Origin of the sequence: Acinetobacter sp. ANC 4173 (genome assembly GCF_004331255.1) — a bacterium.
In the GTDB taxonomy this organism is placed as follows: Bacteria; Pseudomonadota; Gammaproteobacteria; order Pseudomonadales; family Moraxellaceae; genus Acinetobacter.
Window position 1 is genome coordinate 1 of record NZ_SJOF01000003.1, and the last position, 19,556, is coordinate 19,556.

General features: G+C 41.2%; 22 protein-coding genes and 1 pseudogene. 12 read left to right on the forward strand and 11 right to left on the reverse strand.

Translation table 11 applies throughout. The features are described from left to right. Window positions 1–259: 259 nt before the first annotated feature. The 3 genes from E0H94_RS04660 to E0H94_RS04670 are packed head-to-tail and all read right to left on the reverse strand — an operon-like array spanning window position 260 to window position 3,093. Entirely contained in the window at window positions 260–1,333 is a 1,074-nt protein-coding gene (locus tag E0H94_RS04660; protein ID WP_131325367.1) for a DUF6670 family protein, read from the reverse strand. Window positions 1,334–1,364: 31 nt separating this feature from the next. After that, window positions 1,365–2,189 carry a CDP-diacylglycerol--serine O-phosphatidyltransferase gene (pssA, locus tag E0H94_RS04665; protein ID WP_116761867.1) on the reverse strand — a complete coding sequence of 275 codons (825 nt, stop codon included), beginning with the start codon at window positions 2,187–2,189 and terminating at the stop codon, window positions 1,365–1,367. Between the two features lie 46 nt (window positions 2,190–2,235). After that, window positions 2,236–3,093 carry a 23S rRNA (adenine(2030)-N(6))-methyltransferase RlmJ gene (locus tag E0H94_RS04670; RefSeq protein WP_131325368.1) on the reverse strand — a complete coding sequence of 286 codons (858 nt, stop codon included), beginning with the start codon at window positions 3,091–3,093 and terminating at the stop codon, window positions 2,236–2,238. Window positions 3,094–3,208: 115 nt separating this feature from the next. Here E0H94_RS04670 and E0H94_RS04675 point away from each other — a divergent pair, with 115 nt between their 5' ends. Together E0H94_RS04675 and E0H94_RS04680 are read left to right on the forward strand one after the other, a co-directional pair. Beyond that, on the forward strand, window positions 3,209–3,811 hold the full coding sequence (locus E0H94_RS04675) for a 2OG-Fe(II) oxygenase (protein ID WP_131325369.1): 603 nt from the start codon (window positions 3,209–3,211) through the stop codon (window positions 3,809–3,811). A 59-nt stretch (window positions 3,812–3,870) separates the two neighbouring features. Then, complete coding sequence (locus E0H94_RS04680) at window positions 3,871–4,398, forward strand: hypothetical protein (protein WP_131325370.1); 528 nt, start codon at window positions 3,871–3,873, stop codon at window positions 4,396–4,398. Window positions 4,399–4,485: 87 nt separating this feature from the next. Here the strand turns inward: E0H94_RS04680 and E0H94_RS04685 are convergent, their stop codons facing one another. The 5 genes from E0H94_RS04685 to E0H94_RS04705 all read right to left on the reverse strand — a co-directional run bounded on the left by E0H94_RS04685 (window position 4,486) and on the right by E0H94_RS04705 (window position 9,121). After that, window positions 4,486–4,737 carry a DUF2789 family protein gene (locus E0H94_RS04685; protein ID WP_131325371.1) on the reverse strand — a complete coding sequence of 84 codons (252 nt, stop codon included), beginning with the start codon at window positions 4,735–4,737 and terminating at the stop codon, window positions 4,486–4,488. A 145-nt stretch (window positions 4,738–4,882) separates the two neighbouring features. After that, window positions 4,883–5,140 (reverse strand): DUF2789 family protein, encoded by a 258-nt coding sequence (locus E0H94_RS04690; RefSeq protein WP_131325372.1) that lies wholly within the window; start codon window positions 5,138–5,140, stop codon window positions 4,883–4,885. A 162-nt stretch (window positions 5,141–5,302) separates the two neighbouring features. Further along, complete coding sequence (locus E0H94_RS04695) at window positions 5,303–6,289, reverse strand: malate dehydrogenase (RefSeq protein WP_131325373.1); 987 nt, start codon at window positions 6,287–6,289, stop codon at window positions 5,303–5,305. Between the two features lie 170 nt (window positions 6,290–6,459). Continuing rightward, window positions 6,460–7,125 (reverse strand): ribonuclease I, encoded by a 666-nt coding sequence (locus tag E0H94_RS04700; RefSeq protein WP_205679286.1) that lies wholly within the window; start codon window positions 7,123–7,125, stop codon window positions 6,460–6,462. A gap of 37 nt (window positions 7,126–7,162) precedes the next feature. Beyond that, window positions 7,163–9,121 carry a lytic transglycosylase domain-containing protein gene (locus E0H94_RS04705; protein ID WP_131325374.1) on the reverse strand — a complete coding sequence of 653 codons (1,959 nt, stop codon included), beginning with the start codon at window positions 9,119–9,121 and terminating at the stop codon, window positions 7,163–7,165. A gap of 353 nt (window positions 9,122–9,474) precedes the next feature. Between E0H94_RS04705 and miaB the strand changes: the two genes are divergently transcribed. The 4 genes from miaB to E0H94_RS04725 all read left to right on the forward strand — a co-directional run bounded on the left by miaB (window position 9,475) and on the right by E0H94_RS04725 (window position 12,933). After that, on the forward strand, window positions 9,475–10,932 hold the full coding sequence (gene miaB, locus E0H94_RS04710) for a tRNA (N6-isopentenyl adenosine(37)-C2)-methylthiotransferase MiaB (protein WP_131325375.1): 1,458 nt from the start codon (window positions 9,475–9,477) through the stop codon (window positions 10,930–10,932). A gap of 39 nt (window positions 10,933–10,971) precedes the next feature. Continuing rightward, entirely contained in the window at window positions 10,972–12,048 is a 1,077-nt protein-coding gene (locus E0H94_RS04715; protein WP_131325376.1) for a PhoH family protein, read from the forward strand. Between the two features lie 18 nt (window positions 12,049–12,066). Beyond that, complete coding sequence (ybeY, locus tag E0H94_RS04720; protein ID WP_131325377.1) at window positions 12,067–12,549, forward strand: rRNA maturation RNase YbeY; 483 nt, start codon at window positions 12,067–12,069, stop codon at window positions 12,547–12,549. Between the two features lie 78 nt (window positions 12,550–12,627). Continuing rightward, on the forward strand, window positions 12,628–12,933 hold the full coding sequence (locus tag E0H94_RS04725; protein ID WP_131325378.1) for an antibiotic biosynthesis monooxygenase family protein: 306 nt from the start codon (window positions 12,628–12,630) through the stop codon (window positions 12,931–12,933). Here E0H94_RS04725 and E0H94_RS04730 read toward each other — a convergent pair. Beyond that, window positions 12,930–13,811 (reverse strand): energy transducer TonB, encoded by an 882-nt coding sequence (locus E0H94_RS04730; protein WP_131325379.1) that lies wholly within the window; start codon window positions 13,809–13,811, stop codon window positions 12,930–12,932. The two genes, E0H94_RS04725 and E0H94_RS04730, sit on opposite strands and share 4 nt — an antisense overlap. A gap of 230 nt (window positions 13,812–14,041) precedes the next feature. On the opposite strand from E0H94_RS04730, the gene E0H94_RS04735 reads away from it, so the two are divergent. After that, window positions 14,042–14,725, forward strand: coding sequence for a hypothetical protein (locus E0H94_RS04735; RefSeq protein ID WP_131325380.1), 684 nt, complete (start codon window positions 14,042–14,044; stop codon window positions 14,723–14,725). A gap of 123 nt (window positions 14,726–14,848) precedes the next feature. On the opposite strand, the gene E0H94_RS18880 is transcribed toward E0H94_RS04735, so the two are convergent. Then, entirely contained in the window at window positions 14,849–14,983 is a 135-nt protein-coding gene (locus tag E0H94_RS18880) for a hypothetical protein (protein ID WP_264757546.1), read from the reverse strand. On the opposite strand from E0H94_RS18880, the gene E0H94_RS04740 reads away from it, so the two are divergent. The 4 genes and pseudogenes from E0H94_RS04740 (at window position 14,922) to E0H94_RS04760 (ending at window position 17,430) form a co-directional block, all read left to right on the forward strand. Continuing rightward, complete coding sequence (locus tag E0H94_RS04740; RefSeq protein ID WP_227548558.1) at window positions 14,922–15,605, forward strand: DUF3108 domain-containing protein; 684 nt, start codon at window positions 14,922–14,924, stop codon at window positions 15,603–15,605. The two genes, E0H94_RS18880 and E0H94_RS04740, sit on opposite strands and share 62 nt — an antisense overlap. Before the next feature lie 89 nt (window positions 15,606–15,694). Beyond that, window positions 15,695–16,270 carry a xanthine phosphoribosyltransferase gene (locus tag E0H94_RS04745; protein WP_131325382.1) on the forward strand — a complete coding sequence of 192 codons (576 nt, stop codon included), beginning with the start codon at window positions 15,695–15,697 and terminating at the stop codon, window positions 16,268–16,270. A gap of 206 nt (window positions 16,271–16,476) precedes the next feature. Further along, a pseudogene (locus E0H94_RS19000) lies at window positions 16,477–16,748 on the forward strand (GGDEF domain-containing protein); the annotation flags it as partial. Window positions 16,749–17,061: 313 nt separating this feature from the next. After that, a complete protein-coding gene (locus E0H94_RS04760; protein ID WP_131325384.1) occupies window positions 17,062–17,430 on the forward strand; it encodes a hypothetical protein in 369 nt (122 codons plus the stop codon). Window positions 17,431–17,492: 62 nt separating this feature from the next. Here the strand turns inward: E0H94_RS04760 and wrbA are convergent, their stop codons facing one another. Beyond that, window positions 17,493–18,095, reverse strand: coding sequence for an NAD(P)H:quinone oxidoreductase (wrbA, locus tag E0H94_RS04765; RefSeq protein ID WP_131325385.1), 603 nt, complete (start codon window positions 18,093–18,095; stop codon window positions 17,493–17,495). 111 nt (window positions 18,096–18,206) lie between these two features. Between wrbA and E0H94_RS04770 the strand changes: the two genes are divergently transcribed. Beyond that, window positions 18,207–19,457 (forward strand): YihY family inner membrane protein, encoded by a 1,251-nt coding sequence (locus E0H94_RS04770; RefSeq protein ID WP_131325386.1) that lies wholly within the window; start codon window positions 18,207–18,209, stop codon window positions 19,455–19,457. The last annotated feature ends 99 nt before the right edge of the window (window positions 19,458–19,556 follow it).

A 19,556-nucleotide genomic window follows, 5' to 3' on the forward strand; every position in this document is an offset into this window, starting at 1 on the left:
TCATCATCAAGCTAGGTCGGCTATGTTACTCTAATTTCAATCAAAGTCAACAGGTTTTGTTAATTATTTTTAAACCCCTTCAAGACTTCCAGATTCTACCGCTTGGGCTAAATCCTTGTTTCTCAACAAGTTTTAATCAACATCACCGCCGATGGATGTGCATTCTACAGCATTCCCAAACCGTTGCAATACCCTTTTTAATTTTTATGCGAAAATAGCGTTCGTACGGTTAATTAATATTCAAAATCTACTTTTTTCATCATTTTTTGAGCATAAAAGGTACAGTATTGATTAAATCATCCAGTATTTTTTCATCTTGATTTTTTTCTTGCCACTTTAATGCTCGACAATCCACATATTCACAATAGCCTGCTTCGCCATATTCTTCTCGGGCATTGATTTTAATTTGATATTTAAAACTCCCTACATAACCCGCAGCCAATCCAAATTTAAAATCTCCTCGGCTTTGCGCTTGTATTTGAATGACATCGCCAGTTTTATTTTGATAGTTCCATTCAAACTCTCTTGGTAAATACATCGCCTGTCCATTTGGAGTTACTACTTTGGGATAAACTCGATGTACTTTGAACTGTACTTGTTCATCAAAAAGTTCTGTGCGTTCAACATTGGCATATTTAAGATAAATACGAGATTGTACAATTCGATTAAAGTGATCTCGTGTTTGCGCCATCAACACTTGATCACCATTATTGAGTTGAATAATTTGATAAGTAAAAAATGCTAAAGGTAGGTAAGGAAACTGAACTGCACGCGCAAACTCAAATACGCCATGCTGTGCAATCGGAAAAATTTGTTCTTTATAAGCAATACGCCCCTTAAAAAAACACCGTGTAGACCAATGCTCTCCGAGTCCCAGACGCATTTTATTAAAGTAGCTGACTTGTGTCGTGGTCTGAACAGAAAGCTGACAACTTAATTCATCATCATCACGTTGGATTTGAAAGTTAGGGAAATTTCCTAAAATTTGCTCATGATTTGAAAACTGCCACAAGCTTTTGGAAAAATGACAATCTCGTTGCATGGTATAGCTGTGCAATTGCCCCACCATGTGTGGACTGCTACTACACAAAATAGTTGCCGTATCTATTGCAGTGCTATGAATTGCGCTCTCATTGCGTAACATCGGCGCATGTGCAGCTCCCATTAATCCAATAAAATTAAAGTAATGCAGGGGTGCTGGAAGATTTGGCAGAATAATGCCGAAATAGACAAATTTATATTGACGTGTAGGGGTATGAAAATTTAAGTGTGACTTTTTCGGAGCCAGATTCAATTGTTTGGAACGATCTAAAAAATCTTGAAACAATTGCATAACCTAGCTCCTCATCACAACTATCCCATGTTTAGCTCACCGTCTGTTTGCGAGCAAGAAAGGTAGTGACAAAACCAGAAAGCGCATAAATGATTGAAATCACCAATATGCCTACAGGAATATTGTAAGTCATCGCAGCGAGGATAAAGACAGCAATAGGTAACACTGCGAATGGAACGCGCTTACGGTCTACCGTTTTAAATGAATAATACTTGATATTAGAAATCATCAGTAGCCCAACTGCCACAATAATAGCGGCATTGACAATCTGAATACCTAACTCATTTAAATCAAAGATGTTTGGAAAATCACGACCGACCCACACCATTGAAATAATCATGATGGCAGCTAATGGACTGGCTACCCCAATGAAGTAACGTTTATCAACTACTCCAATTTGCACATTAAAACGCGCAAGACGAAATGCAGCACATGCTGTGTAAATAAAACAACAAGCTAAACCAATACGCCCCAAGTCATGCAGACTCCAGCTATACATAAGGATGGCAGGCGCAACACCGAAAGCCAACAAGTCGGAAAGTGAGTCAAATTGCTCTCCGAAAGCACTTTGTGCACCAATGGCACGTGCAACACGACCATCTAAGCCATCAAACAAAGCTGCGATAAAAATGGCATAAATAGCTTGAGTAAACTCACCATTCATACTGGCAATAATGGAGTAAAAACCTGACAGTAATGCTGCTGTGGTAATTAAATTCGGCCACAGATAGATACCACGACGTTTGATCTTTTGCCCTTCTTGAGTATGCTCCTCTTCAACAACTTCGAAGGTAATTCCATCGTAGTCATGGTCTGGAGCATGTAACTCACCTTCAGGTTTAGAGCTATTTGTCATTATTTTATATCCTAATCTGCAACCTAATTTATTCTATATATGGCAATTATTCGCCAACTAACCAACGTACTGCGGCATGACCACCATTTTCTTGCATGCGCAAATGTGGGAATAGCCATTGTAATGCTTCATCGGCATCTTCAGAGAACTTCCAAGGTGGATTAATCACCAATAAACCACAACCATTTAAGCCCACTGGGGTATCATCTGGCCAAACGCAGACTTCACAAACCAATTGACGACGAATACCCGTTTTAAACATTTTTTTCTCAAAACGTTCAATCATGGCGCGATCTTTAATTGGGTACCAGACCGCAAATACTCCTGTCGGCCATTTTTTATAAGCAGCGACGAGAAGTTCAACCAATTGCGGAAAATCTTTACGTTCCAGTTCATAAGGTGGATCGATCATGACCAAGCCACGCTTTTCTTTCGGTGGAATTACACCCAGTAGACCTTCATAAGCATCACGCTCATGCAAGCCTGCACGTTTGTCATGAATGTTATGACGTAATTGCTGAAAGACATCACGCTGCATTTCAAAAATGGTCGCTTTATCGATATCACGCATACCTTCTAGCGCAAACCACGGCGAACCAGGATATGCCCCTTTACCAAAATTACTACGCATTTTTTCAACAATTTTTAAATATTGCTGAACCCCTTCAGGCGCAGTACGTTTTACTGAATCATCCAGTTTAACTAAACGATGAATACCATTTAAAAATTCGCCTGATTTTTGTGCTTCTGAGGTCGATAAGTCATATTTACCCGCACCACCATGCGTATCAACATAGCGATATGGTTTATCTTTTGCATTGAGTCGCGTCAAAAGCTGTAGCAATAAAACATGCTTCATGACATCGGCAAAGTTGCCTGCATGGAAATGGTGGCGGTAATTCATTTCTATTTAATTCCTAAAATCAATGGTTATTTTAGCATGAAAAATAGTTTCATTCCGACGGATATGTTGTTCTAGAATAAAGCAGTTCTGTTTTCTTGTTTTGAGTTGTGCTTCTATGCTTGTTTCCAAGCTTCCTGCATCGTGGAATATCGATCAAGTTCTCAATGATCTTGACCAACATGGTTTTGCACTGATTGATCACGCCTATCCTGCTGAATATGTCACTGATTTAGTCAATGAATGTGCCTCACATTTAAATCAATTTCGTGAAGCAGCCATTCAAAATGGTGTGGTTAGTCAAATTCGTAGTGATCATATTTTATGGATTCATCCAGAACTACCAGTCGCACAACAACATGTCGAAACCCTATCGCTCTTGTCCGAACAACTGAATCAGGCGTTTTATTTAGGGATTCGTGAAGTTGAAGCTCATTTTGCTTGTTACTCTGCGGGTGAATTTTATGCGCTACATCGTGATAATCCGCAACAGAAAAATGATCGCGTTATTTCAACGGTTTATTATTTGCATGAGCAATGGCAAGACGATTGGGGCGGTCAGCTTCGGCTTCAGGATAAAAATGGTGAGTGGCATATTATTCAGCCTCAACCGAATCGGATTGCCCTGTTTCGGAGTGATCTGCTACATGAAGTGATTGAGGCCAAACAACAACGCCTTTCAATTACCGCTTGGTTAAGAAGTGGCAATAGCATCTGGTAAACCTTTAAATCTTTCCGAATGACCTTATATAGTAGGCTTAACTAGAGAGGACTGCACGAATGCTAAAAGATGCAAAGCAAATTATTGCGAGAATTGGTGAAACTGACCAAATGTATTTGGAAGGTAATAGACCCGATTTAGCACTTGAACGTGCAGACTTACGTTTGGCATTGGTGACGTTGAGTCGTGTGCGTCAGGAGCAGCTCCACTTTTTACAGGAAGCCATTGTGCTGCTTGAACAAGGTCGCATCGAATTTGAAGAAATACCGCTACGTACCTATTTAGACTTGTCCTTACTTTTGGCCAAGGCCTACATGCTGTATTTTGAAATTACCAAAGAACAGCGTTTTGCTTTAATTACCCAGCAGATTCTAAAACCCTTAACTGTGCATGAGCATGGCGATGTCTATTTCTTCCTCGCCTACGCCAGCGCATGTAAAAATGATACTGCACTGAGTCGCCATTGGTTAAAGAAATATAGTCAAACCTCTGAATTTGATGCTTTCTTATTACAGCAGCACTCTGCTTTTGCCCCTTATCGTGAAACGCTATGGTTTATACAACTCACACAGCCAAAACCACACTAAACATCGAAAATTTGCATTAAAAAAAGCGTCCTGAGAGACGCTTTTTTTAAGATATAAATTGGGCCAACACAGCAACAGCTCAGGATGTTAAGCCGTTTGTAATTTATAAGCATCCATATGTAGTTGCTGGTTGAGTTCATCAATCCAGATTGCCCAATCATCATCTTGTACCAAATGACTAATCAGAAAATCACGTTGTGAACGATTCCAAAATGGCGCCTCATGCAATGATAAATATGCAGGCAGCTGATGTGTACGCACATACAGCTCTATAGCGGCCAGACTGTTTGCCAGACCTAATTGTGAAAACAGTAGCTCTAAGGATGGATTATTTTTCATCGTTTCCCGCCCCTTATCAGTTTATCTATAATTTATTATTTAATTAACTTATAAGAATTATTCAGGCAAAAAAAGGGGCTATCGCAATTTTGTTGTAGCTTTTTGTGAACTACAGAAAAAGTGCGACAGCCCGTATGTAATTTTATTAATCCGAGATATTCATGGCTCCAGCATCTTCATGCAATTGCTCATTTAAAGTATCAATCACGATTGCCCATTCATCATCTTTGTCCCAGTGGCTATGCAGAAATTCACGCTGCGCATCTGTCCAAAAGCTTGCTTGATGCAGTTCGACATCTGCCGCCAGTTGATGCTGACGTATAAATTGATCCATTGCACTTTCACTGGAATCTAAACCCAACTGGTCGAAAAGCAGTATTAGGGTTGGCTGTACATCAAACATATTACACCCCTATCTCGTTGTTCTCTTTTTAAGGTAACCGAATAGTACGATAAAATCATTCTGTATATTTTTTCAGCATGTTATTTTTTGTTGATTCTATTCAGCCATAAAAAAAGCACCCTCTAAGAGGATGCTTTTTTAACTTAATCAGTAAAGATTAAATTAGTTCACCATGTCAGCAATTGCTGCACGTTCTTCTTCTAGCTCATTAAGCGTGAAGTTGATACGCTCACGGCTGAATTCATCGATTTCAAGACCTTGAACGATTTTGTATTCGCCATTTTCAGTCGTTACAGGGAAACCGAACATAACGCCTTCTGGGATACCATAAGAACCATCAGAAGGAATACCCATCGTTACCCATTTGCCGTTTGTGCCAAGAGCCCAATCGCGCATATGGTCGATTGCAGCGTTTGCAGCAGAAGCAGCAGAAGACAAACCACGCGCTTCGATGATCGCAGCACCACGTTTACCAACAGTTGGAAGGAACACATCTTTGTTCCAAGCAGCATCGTTGATTTTGTCTTTTAAGCTTTCGCCATTTACTGTAGCAAAACGGTAGTCGGCATACATTGTTGGAGAGTGGTTACCCCAAACAGTCATGTCTTCGATGTCAGAAACTGCAACACCCGCTTTTTGAGCAAGTTGAGTTAACGCACGGTTGTGGTCAAGACGTAACATTGCTGTGAAGTTTTTCGCTGGAAGATCTGGAGCAGATTTCATTGCGATGTAAGCATTCGTGTTCGCAGGGTTCCCTACAACAAGTACTTTCACGTCACGGCTAGCAACTTCGTTTAATGCTTGACCTTGACCAATGAAAATTTCGCCGTTCACTTTTAACAAGTCAGCACGTTCCATACCAGGACCACGTGGACGTGAACCAACCAATAACGCGTAGTCAGCATCTTTGAATGCAACTTTCGGATCATCAGTACCGATCATGCCAGCCAATAATGGGAAAGCACAGTCATCTAATTCCATCATTACGCCTTTAAGCGCAGCTTGAGCTTTCTCAAATGGAACTTCTAACAATTGCAAAATAACAGGTTGGTCTTTACCAAGCATTTCACCGCTAGCAATACGGAATAATAAGCTGTAACCGATTTGACCAGCTGCACCAGTAACGGCAACGCGAACAGGTTGCTTCATGTAATTATCTCCAATTGAGGATCGTTAATATGATTAAACGGGGCTGTCCGTTTTCATCGAATTATCATAAACGGCAAAGATTGTACTCCAATCCTCAAGGATATGCATAAAAAAGAGCGTGAATTCAACAAAAGTCTGATAGGAAATATAAATCAACCGTCACAAAAAACTTAGTATGACCCTTTAATCGTGATCTGATTTGGGCAATTTCCAACCACGGCGCTAGAGCACTGTTTATACTGCCCATTGGTTTTATAACAGACATTCACTTTGGTCAAAAAGTTTTCACCGCGATAACTCTGACACCCCAACTGAATTCCAGTAGTGGGCAAGGTCGGGTTCAAACGCAAAAAATGTAATTTGATTTGACTTTGTGGCAAAGTTCGCGTTTCTGGGCTTGATAATTCTGCAGGGATTTTCAAACGTTCTGCATAATTAATAATGGTGCGAAAATACTGACTCGCCCCCATCGGCACACAGCCACCAATCGATTGCCAAAGTTGAACACGTGCATTTTCGTCTGGCATGACTCTAGCCACAACTTTGGCTTGCAGAGGGGACAATATTGCAGAAGATGAGATCTCGCAGTCTCGCTGTGTTGTTTCAGGTAATAATCCAACAATATTCAGCGAATATCCTTCCAAACATTTGCGTCGTTTACTGCGTTGGCTATCCATCATACACGTCGCAGGTGTCATTTGGATTTCCATGACATAACCATGTAACGCAACAGAAGAAGCGGCGTGGGTAAGCTGAGTACAAACAGCCAGACCTAAGCCACCAATTGCTAGGTAAGTCGCTTTAATCTGTTTATTTTCAACTACATCAAACCACATGAATGCTCGACCTTCTCATGCTGCTTATACAATAAATTTATGGCGTACCACGATAAGGAATAACCTGCATACGATTCCCAATAGACTGCGCCCCCTGTCCCAACAAGACCCCATAATGCGTGGCATTGGTCATGACTTGTTTGACATAGTCTCGGGTTTCATTCAACGGGATGGTTTCCGTATATTGATCTGCGGCAAGGGGGCGATCATCTGGTTGCCAACGACGTGCCCGATTTGGCCCAGCATTATAGCCCGCAGTCGCCAACACAGGATTACTGCTTAATTGGCTATTAATCATCGACAGATAAAATGTTCCATAACGAATATTGGTATTCATATCCGATAACGCGGCAGGATTATAAGTTTCACCCATTTGCTTGGCAACTAATCGTGCTGTATCTGGCATGATCTGCATTAAACCACCAGCACCAACATGTGAACGAGCATTCGAAACAAAACGACTTTCCTGACGCATTAAGCCATATGCCCATGCAGGGTCAATTCCAGCATTCTGGCTATGACTGACCACATAGCTTTGATGTGGCATCGCATAACGATACGCATAGTTATTTTTATTTTCTGTACGGTCTGCTGCATAAATGGCGCGGTCATACCACCCCATATCGGTTGCACGTTTAGCAGCCGCCAGCAACAAACCATCATCATGTTTTAAATAGGCTTGTCGTACTGCCCAGTTCCATTCACGATTCACATAATTGTCTGGCGCATTGACATTGCGTAGTGCAAAAGCACGGTTAAAATGAATATCTTGACTCAAACGCTGCAAGTCACTGTTGGTCGGCTGAACATTACTTGGAATCGTACTGTATCGCTGCCCTACATGGTCTTTGGCTAATAAATTATGATACTGGTCGCCTTGAGCCAATTTACGGAAAATTTCCTGTGCGCTGCGTTTTGCACTGGCATCATTGCGTTGCTCATAAGCACGGGCCAACCAATATTGCCAACGATCTTCTTGTTTTTGATTGACACTCATGGCATCAATGGCACGAATTAAACTTTCCCAAGCACTAAAACGAATGGCTTGGCGTGCATAGATTTCGGCTTCTTCGGGGCTAAATGGTAAGCCATAACTGGCATCCAAATTATTAAACACTTCGCGCTTGAAGTTATTCTTCATAACCGTTGTAGCACCCACATACCCCACTGCACGGTATAAGGCTTTTTGTACCGCTTCCGGTGTTCCTTGAGCAGCACGTTGCACAGAGGACATCGCGACATCCAGATCGCTATCTGCCATACGTCCCATCGCAAAGATTAAATAAGCTTGCTCTTCTGCGCTCGCTTTAGGTGCAGACCAAACATAGTTTAATGGATCGGCTTGAATCTGATTTAATTGAGCTAGGCTTAAATTCAATCCCAACGACTGTGCTGTTGCTACAGCCTGCCCCGATTGACCCGCACGCAACAATCCCCATAAACGTTGTTGCCTATCTTGCTGGGTCATTAAAGGACTCGACAGCATTTGTCGTGCTAAACCTGTACAAGACTCTGGTTGTGAGTTGGTCGTCAACCAAACATCTTTATATTCTGCAAAAACTAAACTATCCCCTGTTTTTGCACGCACTTGGGCAACTGCACAACTTTCGGCCTGATCGGGATTGGTCACATAAGCTAAAACAGGCTGCGCACTATTAAAATCAGCTTGCTTGACCTTTTCTTCGACATAATCTGCCGCTAATTTTTCCGCCATCGCTGATTGAGGATAACGACGAGCAAAATTAATAATATTGTTGGCTGGTTGAAAGCCTAAATTGGCATTTAAAGCCCAATATTCTGGGTAGTAGCCCAAAGCATCATTTTGCATGGACATTTGGTATTGTTGTAATAACGCAGTATTGCCAGAATTGGCTGCCTGCAACGCATCATTAAATTGTTCATCTGCTGCATAGGCATGCCCTAATATGCCGATTGAAGCCACACTCCATGCAAGTACGTGATAATAATTTTTTTTATCTAACCACCGATTTAACATATGTGCGCCTTCATCCTTTATTTTAACCTATTCGACTCAATCTCAATATAAACACTTTGTTCATGCAGCTAGTTTAGAATATTCTCCAACTACTCTGTTGTTGTGTTATGTAACCTTCTGATAAGGCAATATTAATTTTCAAACATTTTTGCTTCATAAATCAATATTTTTGCTTCGATATTTAAAGCTGACCGTTTTTCTGTAAATCCTGCTAAAATATGCGCCTTCCTTATATTGCTCTCGTGTTTAATCGTGTTTCTGTGCTCGCCAATGTCGAAGAATTTTTTATCGACAATACCTAACGCAGATACAGTTGTTACACGTTTCTCCGTTTTATCCTGTTAGGAGCCTACATGACGGTTCAAACCTTCATCCCGAATGGTGCCAACGCTGCCTCAGAAAACACTGTTACCCAGCCACAGCACACCCCAGCCACCGATGGATCAGTTAAAAAACTGTATATCGAAACGCAAGGGTGTCAGATGAATGAGTATGACAGTCACCGTATGGCAGACTTACTTGGCGACTCACACGGCTATGTACTGACTCAAGACCCGAAAGAAGCGGATATTCTATTGATGAATACCTGCTCTATTCGTGAAAAAGCACAAGAAAAAGTGTTCTCTGAGCTAGGTCGTTGGCGCAAGCTGAAAGACAAAAATCCCGATCTGATTATTGGGGTTGGTGGTTGTGTAGCCTCACAAGAAGGCGACAACATTCAAAAACGTGCCAATTATGTCGATATGATTTTTGGCCCACAAACCTTGCACCGTTTGCCGCAAATGCTCGATCAGCATTTCGATCAAATCGAAAAACCCAAGAAAGAAAAAATCAAACTGGTAGATATTTCTTTCCCTGACATTGAAAAATTCGACTTTTTACCTGAACCGCGTGTGGAAGGTTACAAGGCTTTTGTTTCAATTATGGAAGGTTGTTCAAAATATTGTTCATTCTGTGTGGTGCCCTACACCCGTGGTGAAGAAGTTTCACGTCCACTGGATGATGTTTTAGCAGAAATTGCCACCTTAGCCGAAAAAGGCGTACGTGAGATTTCTTTGTTAGGTCAAAACGTCAATGGTTACCGCGGTGAAACATTCGAAGGCAATATCTGTACTTTTGCAGACTTGTTACGTCTGGTTGCAGAAATTCCGGGGATTGGGCGTTTGCGTTATACCACCTCACATCCGCTTGAATTTAATGATGACTTGATTCAATGCTACCGTGACCTCCCGCAAATGGTGTCGCATCTACATTTGCCTGTACAAAGTGGCTCAAACGATGTACTGCAAGCCATGAAGCGTAACCACACCATTGATGTGTATATCGACAAAATTGCCAAATTACGCAAAGTGCGTCCGGATATGCATTTATCCAGTGACTTTATCATTGGCTTCCCGGGTGAAACCGATGCTCACTTTGAAGAAACCTATCAATTTATCAAAGATATGGACTTCGACCACTCTTACAGTTTTGTTTATTCAAAACGCCCGGGTACACCTGCGTCTGACCTTGAAGACACCACCCCTGAAGACGTGAAAAAAGAACGGTTAGCCAAAGTTCAAAAGTGGATTAAACAATCCAGCATTAAAAAGACGGATGACATGCTCGGCAGCATACAACGGGTATTAATTGAGAAAGTTTCGGATAAAGATCCTAACTTACTGATTGGTACAGCAGACAACACCCGTTACGTGAGCTTTATCGGCGATGCAGCATGGGTTGGACGTTTCGCTGAGATCGAAATTACCGAGATTAAAACTTTGAATTTTGTTTATGGTGAACTCTTGAATCTTGAGCCTGACGTGGCGTAATGTAAGGGTATAGATTCAAGCTACCATAAAGGAACTCTCTTGACTGCAGCGATTCGACGTACAGTAACTTTTCCTGGTATTTCAATGGAGCGTTTAAAGAGCATGCTCGGTGCTTATAACGGTCACTTGAAACAAATTGAACAACGTTTAGATGTCCAAATTTCCCATCGAGGTGATTATTTCTACATCGATGGGGAGATTGATGCAGTCGAAAGAGCCGAGATACTCTTGCAACGTCTGCATGAAGAAGCTGAAACCTCTCAACAAATTACTGCCGACGTCATCCACATGATGATTCAAGGCAGCCAAACTGACCGTGAAATTCAAGAAGACTTTTCTGATAATGACCACACAGGTTTGGAAGATGTTTATCTACAAACCCGTAAAGGTCGGATTAACCCACGCGGTGCAAACCAACGACGCTATGTCCAGCGTATTCTGCAAAGCGATATTTCATTTGGTATTGGCCCTGCAGGTACAGGTAAGACTTATCTTGCCGTTGCAGCCGCCGTCGACATGTTAGAACGCAATGAAATCCAACGAATTTTATTGGTGCGTCCTGCGGTTGAAGCAGGTGAAAAACTCGGTTTCCTACCGGGTGACTTAAGCCAGAAAATCGATCCATACCTCCGCCCTTTATACGATGCATTGTATGAAATGCTCGGTTTTGAAAAAGTGGCGAAACTGATTGAACGTCAAGTGATTGAAGTCGCACCACTGGCCTACATGCGTGGTCGTACCTTAAATCATTCTTTTGTCATTCTGGACGAAGCACAAAATACTACGCCTGAACAAATGAAAATGTTTCTGACTCGTTTGGGCTTTGGTTCACGTGCGGTGATTACGGGGGATGTCACGCAGGTCGACTTACCGCGTGGTCAACAATCAGGTCTCTCACATGCACTACGTGTCATTGAAAATGTAAAAGAAATTCACATCACCCGCTTCCATTCACGTGATGTGGTTCGTCATCAACTGGTTCAAAAAATCGTAGAAGCCTACGAAGGTTGGGACAGTGAACAACAACGCCTGAGTGCCGAAGCACGTGCAGAACGTAAAGCGCGTCAAGAAGCCTTAATTGCTGAAAATGATGCTGCTGCGGATGCACAAGATTAACCGCTTTAAGGATTCATTTTGAAACTTAGTCTTTCTCTACAACAGTCGTTTCAGTCCCCAGCGTTGGTACTGAAACGCGCTTATCTCAAAAAAATCGTGGAAACCAGCTTACGCCATATCGATACACAAAGTGACTGTGAAATCGGTATTGCCTGTGTCGACAATGATGAAAGTCATAAATTGAATTTGGAATATCGCGGTAAAGATAAACCAACCAATGTCTTGTCTTTTCCAAGCGACCTGCCTGATGAAATGGCACAAGTTCTTGATTCATTTCCGCTTGGAGATTTAGTCATTTGTATTCCTGTTGTGCTTTTAGAAGCACAGGAGCAAAACAAGACACCGCTTGCCCATTTTACGCACATGCTGGTACATGGCACTTTGCACTTAATGGGCTACGACCATGAAACCTCCGAAGCCGATGCTGAGGAAATGGAAGCTCTGGAAATTGAAATCTTGGCGAAACTGGGTTTTGACAATCCCTATTTAGAACAAGCGTAGATCCTAAAATGCGAGCTTCGGCTCGCTTTTTTATGTCAACAATAATGACAAATATCAATTAGCGAAGACAGGACAAATATGAAATACGTGGTCATTTTTAAAGCCAAAATTAAAGCCTTAGATGAACAATATTCTCAAACCGCGCAGTTATTACGTGAAAAAGCACTGAGTCAGTTTAATTGTCAAAAGTTTGAAGCCATTTCCGAGCAAGACTTTGAAATTGCATTGTCTTACTGGGACAGCTTGGCAGACATTCGGGCATGGCATCACGATGCCGAACATCAAGTGGCACAGCAATTAGGCAAAGAACAATGGTATCAATCCTTTAGTGTAGAAATTTGTAAAATTGAACACCACTACTTCAACTCAGCCCATTCAATTTAATGCACTTCAAACTCAGCTTCCGCAGGGTCAAAACGCCAAGTCCGCACAATACGTAACTCAGAGATATCTTTCATATTACGATCAAATCCAGTAAATGGCGCTGCTTTACGTACCGATGCTTTGGCTGCTTCATCGAGTAAGTCGTGCCCAGAACTTTCAATTAAACGAATGGCTCGAATCCCGCCATTGCGGTTCAGAATCACCATCAAGCGAACTTCACCCGCTAAACGCTGTTGTTTTGCTTGATCTGGATAATAACGGTTGCCGTAAAATTCCACTTTCTGTCTAAATTTTTCTAAATATGCCGCTGTAATATCTTGCTTAGCTTGAATACCATCGACCGTTTTAATTTTCTGTTGGCGGCTGAAATTTTGTTGGCGCTGTAAATATTGTGCTTCCAGACTTGCCACCATGGCAGCTTTGGCTTGGAACTGACTATTTAATTCATCCATCGCCTTTTTCCGACGCGTTTGTTCAGCCTGCTTTTGCCAACTGAGCGTGGTCATCAAAACTTTTTCTTCAAAATTTAGTTCACGCTTTTGTTGGGTTTTTTGCAGGGTTTCCATCTGTTTTTCACCCGCACTTTGTTCCAGCATGGGTGCTGGCATGTCACTCGACATCCGATGCGCTTCGCGGAATGTTCCTGAACCTTTCTGATCTGCTTGTGCCAGAAAATCAGCTTGTTCAACCTTCTGCTCACTCGGTCGTAACGTGACCGCAATTTCCTTCACTGCCGAATCCTGTTGCGTGGGTGCAGCAAATTCAATAGCTAAAACAGCAAGATGTAAAGCCAGCGCAAAACCCACCGCAGTTGTAAAAATCGGATCTTTCCACCACGCGCGCAACAAAGGCGTATAATTTATTTTATTCAGGATCATAACTAACCGACAAACTGCCTTCCCCACACTGCATATACAGTAAAATTTTGACTTGGTTACTATTATGTTGATAAAAACCTGACGTTCATCAATACAACAGAATTACTGCCTTAAAATACTGAAAATGGTGCAATTAATTTTGCTAAACTGCAAGATTGAATTTTTGTATTTTAAATACAATTCGGCAAAATTAATCAAAAGCCAGTAGATTCACTTGCTAGGATGCCTGTATGCAAACGCTACTTTCCAATATTTCTAAACGGCTACATCAAGTGTACCAAAAAGCGGAAGGCTTTATTGAAGATGAACGTGAATTTCCACTCTCACAAGTCTTTTTAAATGCGACTTTCCAACGCTTTGTCACTGACAATGTAAAAATGCTGAAAGATTTGCATGCCGACCTACATGATGACTGGTTACGTTTATATGCCACTTTAGAATTTAAAGGAATTTATACCACCCTTTCTGTCGATCTAAAGCTGGTTCAAATGGAAATGAATAAAGATATTCAACTGATTGTGTTCGAGCAAATTAGTGATACGCAGGTGATCGAAGCTAAATTCCAAAATGTGTTCCATAAACTTGGTTTTAACGCTGCCCTGTTTTTCTATCAAAAAATTCTGAATAAAGATCCTTTAGGCATGATTTTAGAAAAATTGAATGTGATTAAGGTAAAAGATGATTTATTACATCTAGATTTGAATCGTTGGCTCGGTAAAAAACGCTCGATTCTGGATACCCTCAATAAGGTACATGTCAATCATGCAGTTTTGCGCGAAGCTGAATTGGTGGTTCTAGGTAATGTCAATTTAGCCGCCTTATTTGGCAGAATGACTGAAGATGAAATTGAAGATTGGGCACATGAGGGAATTCCTGAAAACCACGTCACCCCCATTAAACAAAAGCGCGCATAAGCACAGATTTCATCGCTAACTTGGCGTGAAATCCCAAGGAAAAAGGCTACAGGAAAGATACATTTTGCACAAAAAAGCAGATTTTATCTTCATAATGCGTAGGCATAATAAACGGGTGTAATTTTATACTGCACTTATTTTAAACTTCACAGGAACACTTTCACTAATGGCTAAAAATGTTTTGAAAACAATAGCAATGACGACAGGCATTGCCTCTACATTGTTATTTACTGGCTTTTCCAGCCAAGCATTCGCCATGAGTCCCTTCCAAGCAAGTTATCAATTTAACTACAATGGCAAGAACATGGGCTCGGCAACTCGTACCTTAAGCAAATCAGGAAATACCTGGACCTATGTTTTTGCAGCCAAAGCTGGGGCAATTGCCTCTGCATCTGAAACCAGCCGCTTCAGTTTGAATGCTGGAAAAATTAGTTCCAATAGCTTCAGCCGAACCAGCAAAATTTTGGTGCATAACAACACCATGACGATCAACTTTAATCCAAATAGCAAAACCATTAACACCAAAAAAGATGATAAAGCACGTTCATTTGCTTGGAAGGCTGGCGTACTGGATGAGCTGAATGCCGAATTGCAAATTCGTGAAGACTTGAAAGGTGTCGGCATGAAATCGACCTACCTGATTGCAGATGCAAAAGAAGTCGAAGCCCGCCAATTCATAAAACAAGGTTCTGAAAAAATTAAAACCTCTTATGGCACTTTCGATACCGTTAAAGTGGTGATGAAACATGATAAACCTGGTCGTGATACCATTTTCTGGTTAGCTCCGAAATTGGATTATCTACCAGTGAAAGTGACCCATCAGGATGGAAAATCATCTTACGGTCTACTGTTAACTGGATATAAAGGCCCCACTAATTAGACCATTTAGTCAATTTTACTTGCATTTTTTCGGGTGCTTTTTAAAATACGCTTTTGCTTGAAAAAGCACCTGCCCCTGAGGATTCTCCCGTGCATGCACTAGAACAGAAAATCTTAGCAGAAGGTATCGTTCTCTCTGATCAAGTTCTGAAAGTCGATTCTTTCTTAAACCACCAAATTGACCCAGTTATGATGCAACAAATTGGTCAAGAGTTTGCGCGTCTATTTAAAGATGCGGGGATCACCAAAATCATCACGATCGAAGCATCAGGTATTGCGCCTGCTGTTATGGCTGGTTTAGAGCTCGGCGTGCCTGTCATTTTTGCACGTAAATATCAGTCTTTAACTTTAAAAGATGACTTATACCGTTCAAAAGTCTTCTCGTTTACCAAGCAAATTGAAAGTACCATTGCAATTTCAAACAAACACATCCGTGCTACAGATAAAGTATTGGTGATTGATGACTTTTTAGCCAATGGTCAAGCCGCTTTAGGTCTTGCTGATTTGATTCACCAAGCTCAAGCTGAAGTTGTGGGAATTGGGATTGTGATTGAAAAATCATTCCAGCCTGGTCGCGCGTTGTTATTGGAAAAAGGTTACCGTGTGGAATCTTTGGCACGGGTAAAATCTTTAGCCAATGGTACAGTTGAATTTGAACGTGACTAAGTTCAAATCCTGTATTTAAAGAGCGCTTAAGCGCTCTTTTTTATTTTGTCAGATCAAATCAGTAAATACGAAAGTGATTTGCCCTGAACAGTTTGATCTTTTTTTAGAAAAACTCAGAAAACATGCTGCTGTTTTTTAATACCCAACTCTCTTTTAATATTGGTATCCTCGATGTTGATCACTTTAAAACTTGAAATGATTTTTATGGTCATCACGCTGGTGATGATGTGCTCCAGCAGATGAGTAAATGCATTCAAACCGATTTAAGTGAGTATGATTTTCTTGACGAATTGGGGGAGAAGAATTTGTCATTATCTTACCAACCCATTCTGCCAAAGATGCCATCAAGCGCTTTAAACAAATACCTGCTGCGATTGAAGATCTGAAAATTCCGTATCTAGAAGAGGTGATCTGTTTTACCGTCAGTATTGGGGTCACTGAAGCACACGCTACAGACTTGAATGTGGGAACGGTATGAACTAGCCAAGCAAGCAGGACGCAATTGGGCTTCTTTAGACTGGCCTATTTGTAAATAGATAAACTTAAATACAAAACAGAATCCCCTTATATTTGCTTCAAATTTTCTTCATCATTAATCCTAGAAGAACACTGTACTTACAACTCAATTAAACACATAACCGTTCTTTTTCGCTAGAATTCACATTAGATTTACGGACTTAGTAAATTCATACAAGTCACAGCAGCACATGGTGGTTCTGCTAAAACATGAATCTTGACGAAAATTGCTGTATCTCGTGATGGAGTTTACGGCACGCAAAGGCAAATCATCTATGGAAAATACGATTCTCTGTCCTAAATGTGGTTCCAGTGACGTTGAAAAACGCGACCATGACCAACACCTGAAAAAAGCCAGTGGGATTTTACTGGGTTCTGCAGGCGTTGCAGCAGGAACTGTGGGTGGCGCTGCCACTGGAGCATCAACAGGTGCCGCTATTGGAGCTGTAGCTGGACCACTGGGCGTTATTGTGGGCGGTACAATAGGCACTTTTATTGGTGGAATTAGTGTTGGAATTACAGGGGGCTTTCTAGGTAACTATTTTGGCAAGAAAGCAGGTGTTGTGATTGATCAGAATATTTTTCTCGATTACAAATGTTCAAAATGTAATTATCGCTTTAAGCAAAAAATTGAGAAATCATAAGCCCGTATTGGCTTAGGTTCAAAAACAAAAGGTCACCGTCATCTTGACGCTGACCTTTCACGTTAAACCAGCGGAGTCTGCAACTTTTGTACGATGGTAGCTAAACGACGCCCTTGTTCCGTACAGAGCACTTTTTCATCTTGACTCAACTGCTGATCATGGCGTGGACCACTCACATGACTTGCACCATAAGGTGTCCCACCTGTTTTGGTATTCGACAATGCAGCTTGCGCATTGGTTAATCCCATCACCATCATGCCATGATGAAATAATGGAGGAAGCATCGTTAACAAGGTACTTTCCTGTCCACCATGCATTGAACCTGACGCGGTAAAAACACAGGCTGGCTTATTATGCAAAGCACCGTTTAACCACAGACTGGTGGTCTGATCCCAGAAATATTTCATTTCTGATGCCATATTGCCAAAACGTGTAGGTGAACCTAAAGCTAAACCCGAACAATACTGTAAATCTTCTAAAGTACAATAAATATCCCCTTCAGCAGGAATACTTGCAGCCGCTTCCGTCACCACTGTAGCCAAATTGGGCACAGTACGAATCTTGACAGCCATCCCTGTCGACTCGATGCCATTGGCAATTAAATGCGCCATTTCTTTGGTAGAGCCATATTTGCTGTAATATAAAACAAGGACATAAGATTGCATGGCATTTATGATCTAAGCTAAAAATGAAAACTATACGGTATTTTTCCGACTTTTTGGTTAAGCTTGTGCTTGAAAATTATATAAAATGATCAAAATTGAGACTAGAAACGCATGATAGAAAAGTATTTAGTAAGACTGCCTTTTTATAGCAAAACTTGGTTTCAGTTTGTTTTATTTGTCCTTCGACGTTTTGAAGCAGACCGATGCCGCGAACAAGCAGGTTCTTTAACCTATACCACACTGTTTGCGGTGGTTCCGATGTTAACCGTATTTTTAGTGATTATTTCTTCAATTAAAGCCCTAGAGCCTGCTCGACAACAGCTACAGCAGTTGATTTATAGTAATTTTTTACCAAAAACCACCATTGCTTTTGACAAAGTCCTGACCGCATTTACCGACAAATCCAGCAACTTGACGGTCATCGGGATTTTGTTTCTGTTCATTACCACCGTTATGATGCTGACCAGTATTGAAAACGTGTTTAATCGTATTTGGCGTGTTCGGGAAAAACGGGGTGGCATGATTGGCTTCATGCGTTATTGGACCATTATTTCTTTAGGCCCGATCATATTAGGCAGTGCCTTTGTATTATCTTCTACTGTAGCCTCCATGAATCTGCTAAGTAGCCATTTGGCAGGCTATGAAGTCGATGGTGCTTTCCTGCTCTGGCTCATCTCCTTTACGCTTTCGATTCTAGGTTTTTTTATTTTATATTGGACCATTCCCAATCGAAGTGTCCCAATTAAAGCCGCCCTCTTTGCAGGCATATTCAGCGCCAGTATTTTTGAATTATTAAAAAACTTATTCGGTTACATCATGTCTAATTTCACCAGTTATGAAATTATCTATGGTGCATTTGCCGCGCTCCCTATTTTTCTATTATGGATTTTTCTGTCTTGGAATATTGTGCTGCTTGGTGTCGAAATTAGTTATGCACTGACCGCTTTTTATACAGGAAAAGAACAACGGCGCCATCCTGTGATTATGCTGCTGGATATCCTGCAACTTTTCCATATCAAGCAACAAAGTGGTGAAAGCATGTCCGACAAAGAAGCGCTGGATGTTTTAGGTCGAGAAGAAATTGGCCACTGGCCAAGCTATGTTTTATTACTAGAGCAGCAAAATTTAGTGAAGCGTACCGATAACAATGAATATGTGTTAGTCCGTAATTTAACGCAGGTCGATTTTTGGAGTTTTTATAAATCACTTCCCTACCCACTACCACGTCGTCCTGATGTTAAAAATATTCATCTCGATGATCATGAGTGGATGCAGCGGATTGGTCCCATGTTTGAAGAAGCGGATGATTATCTGGCCGCCAAACTCTCTCTCCCCTTGGCGAGCATTTTTGAGCAGCGTTAAACCCCATTAAGCAAAAGAGATGAAATCGCACTTCATCTCTTCCTCAACCCAACATTCACACCCATATTCTCATTTTATCAATCTATTTTTAAATCACAT

Excerpts from the sequence above, each read along its gene's own strand:
- E0H94_RS04705 (WP_131325374.1), bottom strand. The coding sequence starts at position 9,121 with ATGTTAAATCGGTGGTTAGATAAAAAAAATTATTATCACGTACTTGCA.
- E0H94_RS04725 (WP_131325378.1), top strand. The coding sequence starts at position 12,628 with ATGAAATACGTGGTCATTTTTAAAGCCAAAATTAAAGCCTTAGATGAA.
- E0H94_RS04675 (WP_131325369.1), top strand. The coding sequence starts at position 3,209 with ATGCTTGTTTCCAAGCTTCCTGCATCGTGGAATATCGATCAAGTTCTC.
- E0H94_RS04690 (WP_131325372.1), bottom strand. The coding sequence starts at position 5,140 with ATGTTTGATGTACAGCCAACCCTAATACTGCTTTTCGACCAGTTGGGT.
- E0H94_RS04735 (WP_131325380.1), top strand. The coding sequence starts at position 14,042 with ATGCAAACGCTACTTTCCAATATTTCTAAACGGCTACATCAAGTGTAC.
- E0H94_RS04730 (WP_131325379.1), bottom strand. The coding sequence starts at position 13,811 with ATGATCCTGAATAAAATAAATTATACGCCTTTGTTGCGCGCGTGGTGG.
- miaB (WP_131325375.1), top strand. The coding sequence starts at position 9,475 with ATGACGGTTCAAACCTTCATCCCGAATGGTGCCAACGCTGCCTCAGAA.
- E0H94_RS04740 (WP_227548558.1), top strand. The coding sequence starts at position 14,922 with ATGACGACAGGCATTGCCTCTACATTGTTATTTACTGGCTTTTCCAGC.
- wrbA (WP_131325385.1), bottom strand. The coding sequence starts at position 18,095 with ATGCAATCTTATGTCCTTGTTTTATATTACAGCAAATATGGCTCTACC.
- E0H94_RS04760 (WP_131325384.1), top strand. The coding sequence starts at position 17,062 with ATGGAAAATACGATTCTCTGTCCTAAATGTGGTTCCAGTGACGTTGAA.
- E0H94_RS04680 (WP_131325370.1), top strand. The coding sequence starts at position 3,871 with ATGCTAAAAGATGCAAAGCAAATTATTGCGAGAATTGGTGAAACTGAC.
- E0H94_RS04685 (WP_131325371.1), bottom strand. The coding sequence starts at position 4,737 with ATGAAAAATAATCCATCCTTAGAGCTACTGTTTTCACAATTAGGTCTG.
- E0H94_RS04670 (WP_131325368.1), bottom strand. The coding sequence starts at position 3,093 with ATGAATTACCGCCACCATTTCCATGCAGGCAACTTTGCCGATGTCATG.
- E0H94_RS18880 (WP_264757546.1), bottom strand. The coding sequence starts at position 14,983 with ATGGCGAATGCTTGGCTGGAAAAGCCAGTAAATAACAATGTAGAGGCA.
- pssA (WP_116761867.1), bottom strand. The coding sequence starts at position 2,189 with ATGACAAATAGCTCTAAACCTGAAGGTGAGTTACATGCTCCAGACCAT.
- E0H94_RS04695 (WP_131325373.1), bottom strand. The coding sequence starts at position 6,289 with ATGAAGCAACCTGTTCGCGTTGCCGTTACTGGTGCAGCTGGTCAAATC.
- E0H94_RS04700 (WP_205679286.1), bottom strand. The coding sequence starts at position 7,125 with ATGTGGTTTGATGTAGTTGAAAATAAACAGATTAAAGCGACTTACCTA.
- E0H94_RS04770 (WP_131325386.1), top strand. The coding sequence starts at position 18,207 with ATGATAGAAAAGTATTTAGTAAGACTGCCTTTTTATAGCAAAACTTGG.
- E0H94_RS04660 (WP_131325367.1), bottom strand. The coding sequence starts at position 1,333 with ATGCAATTGTTTCAAGATTTTTTAGATCGTTCCAAACAATTGAATCTG.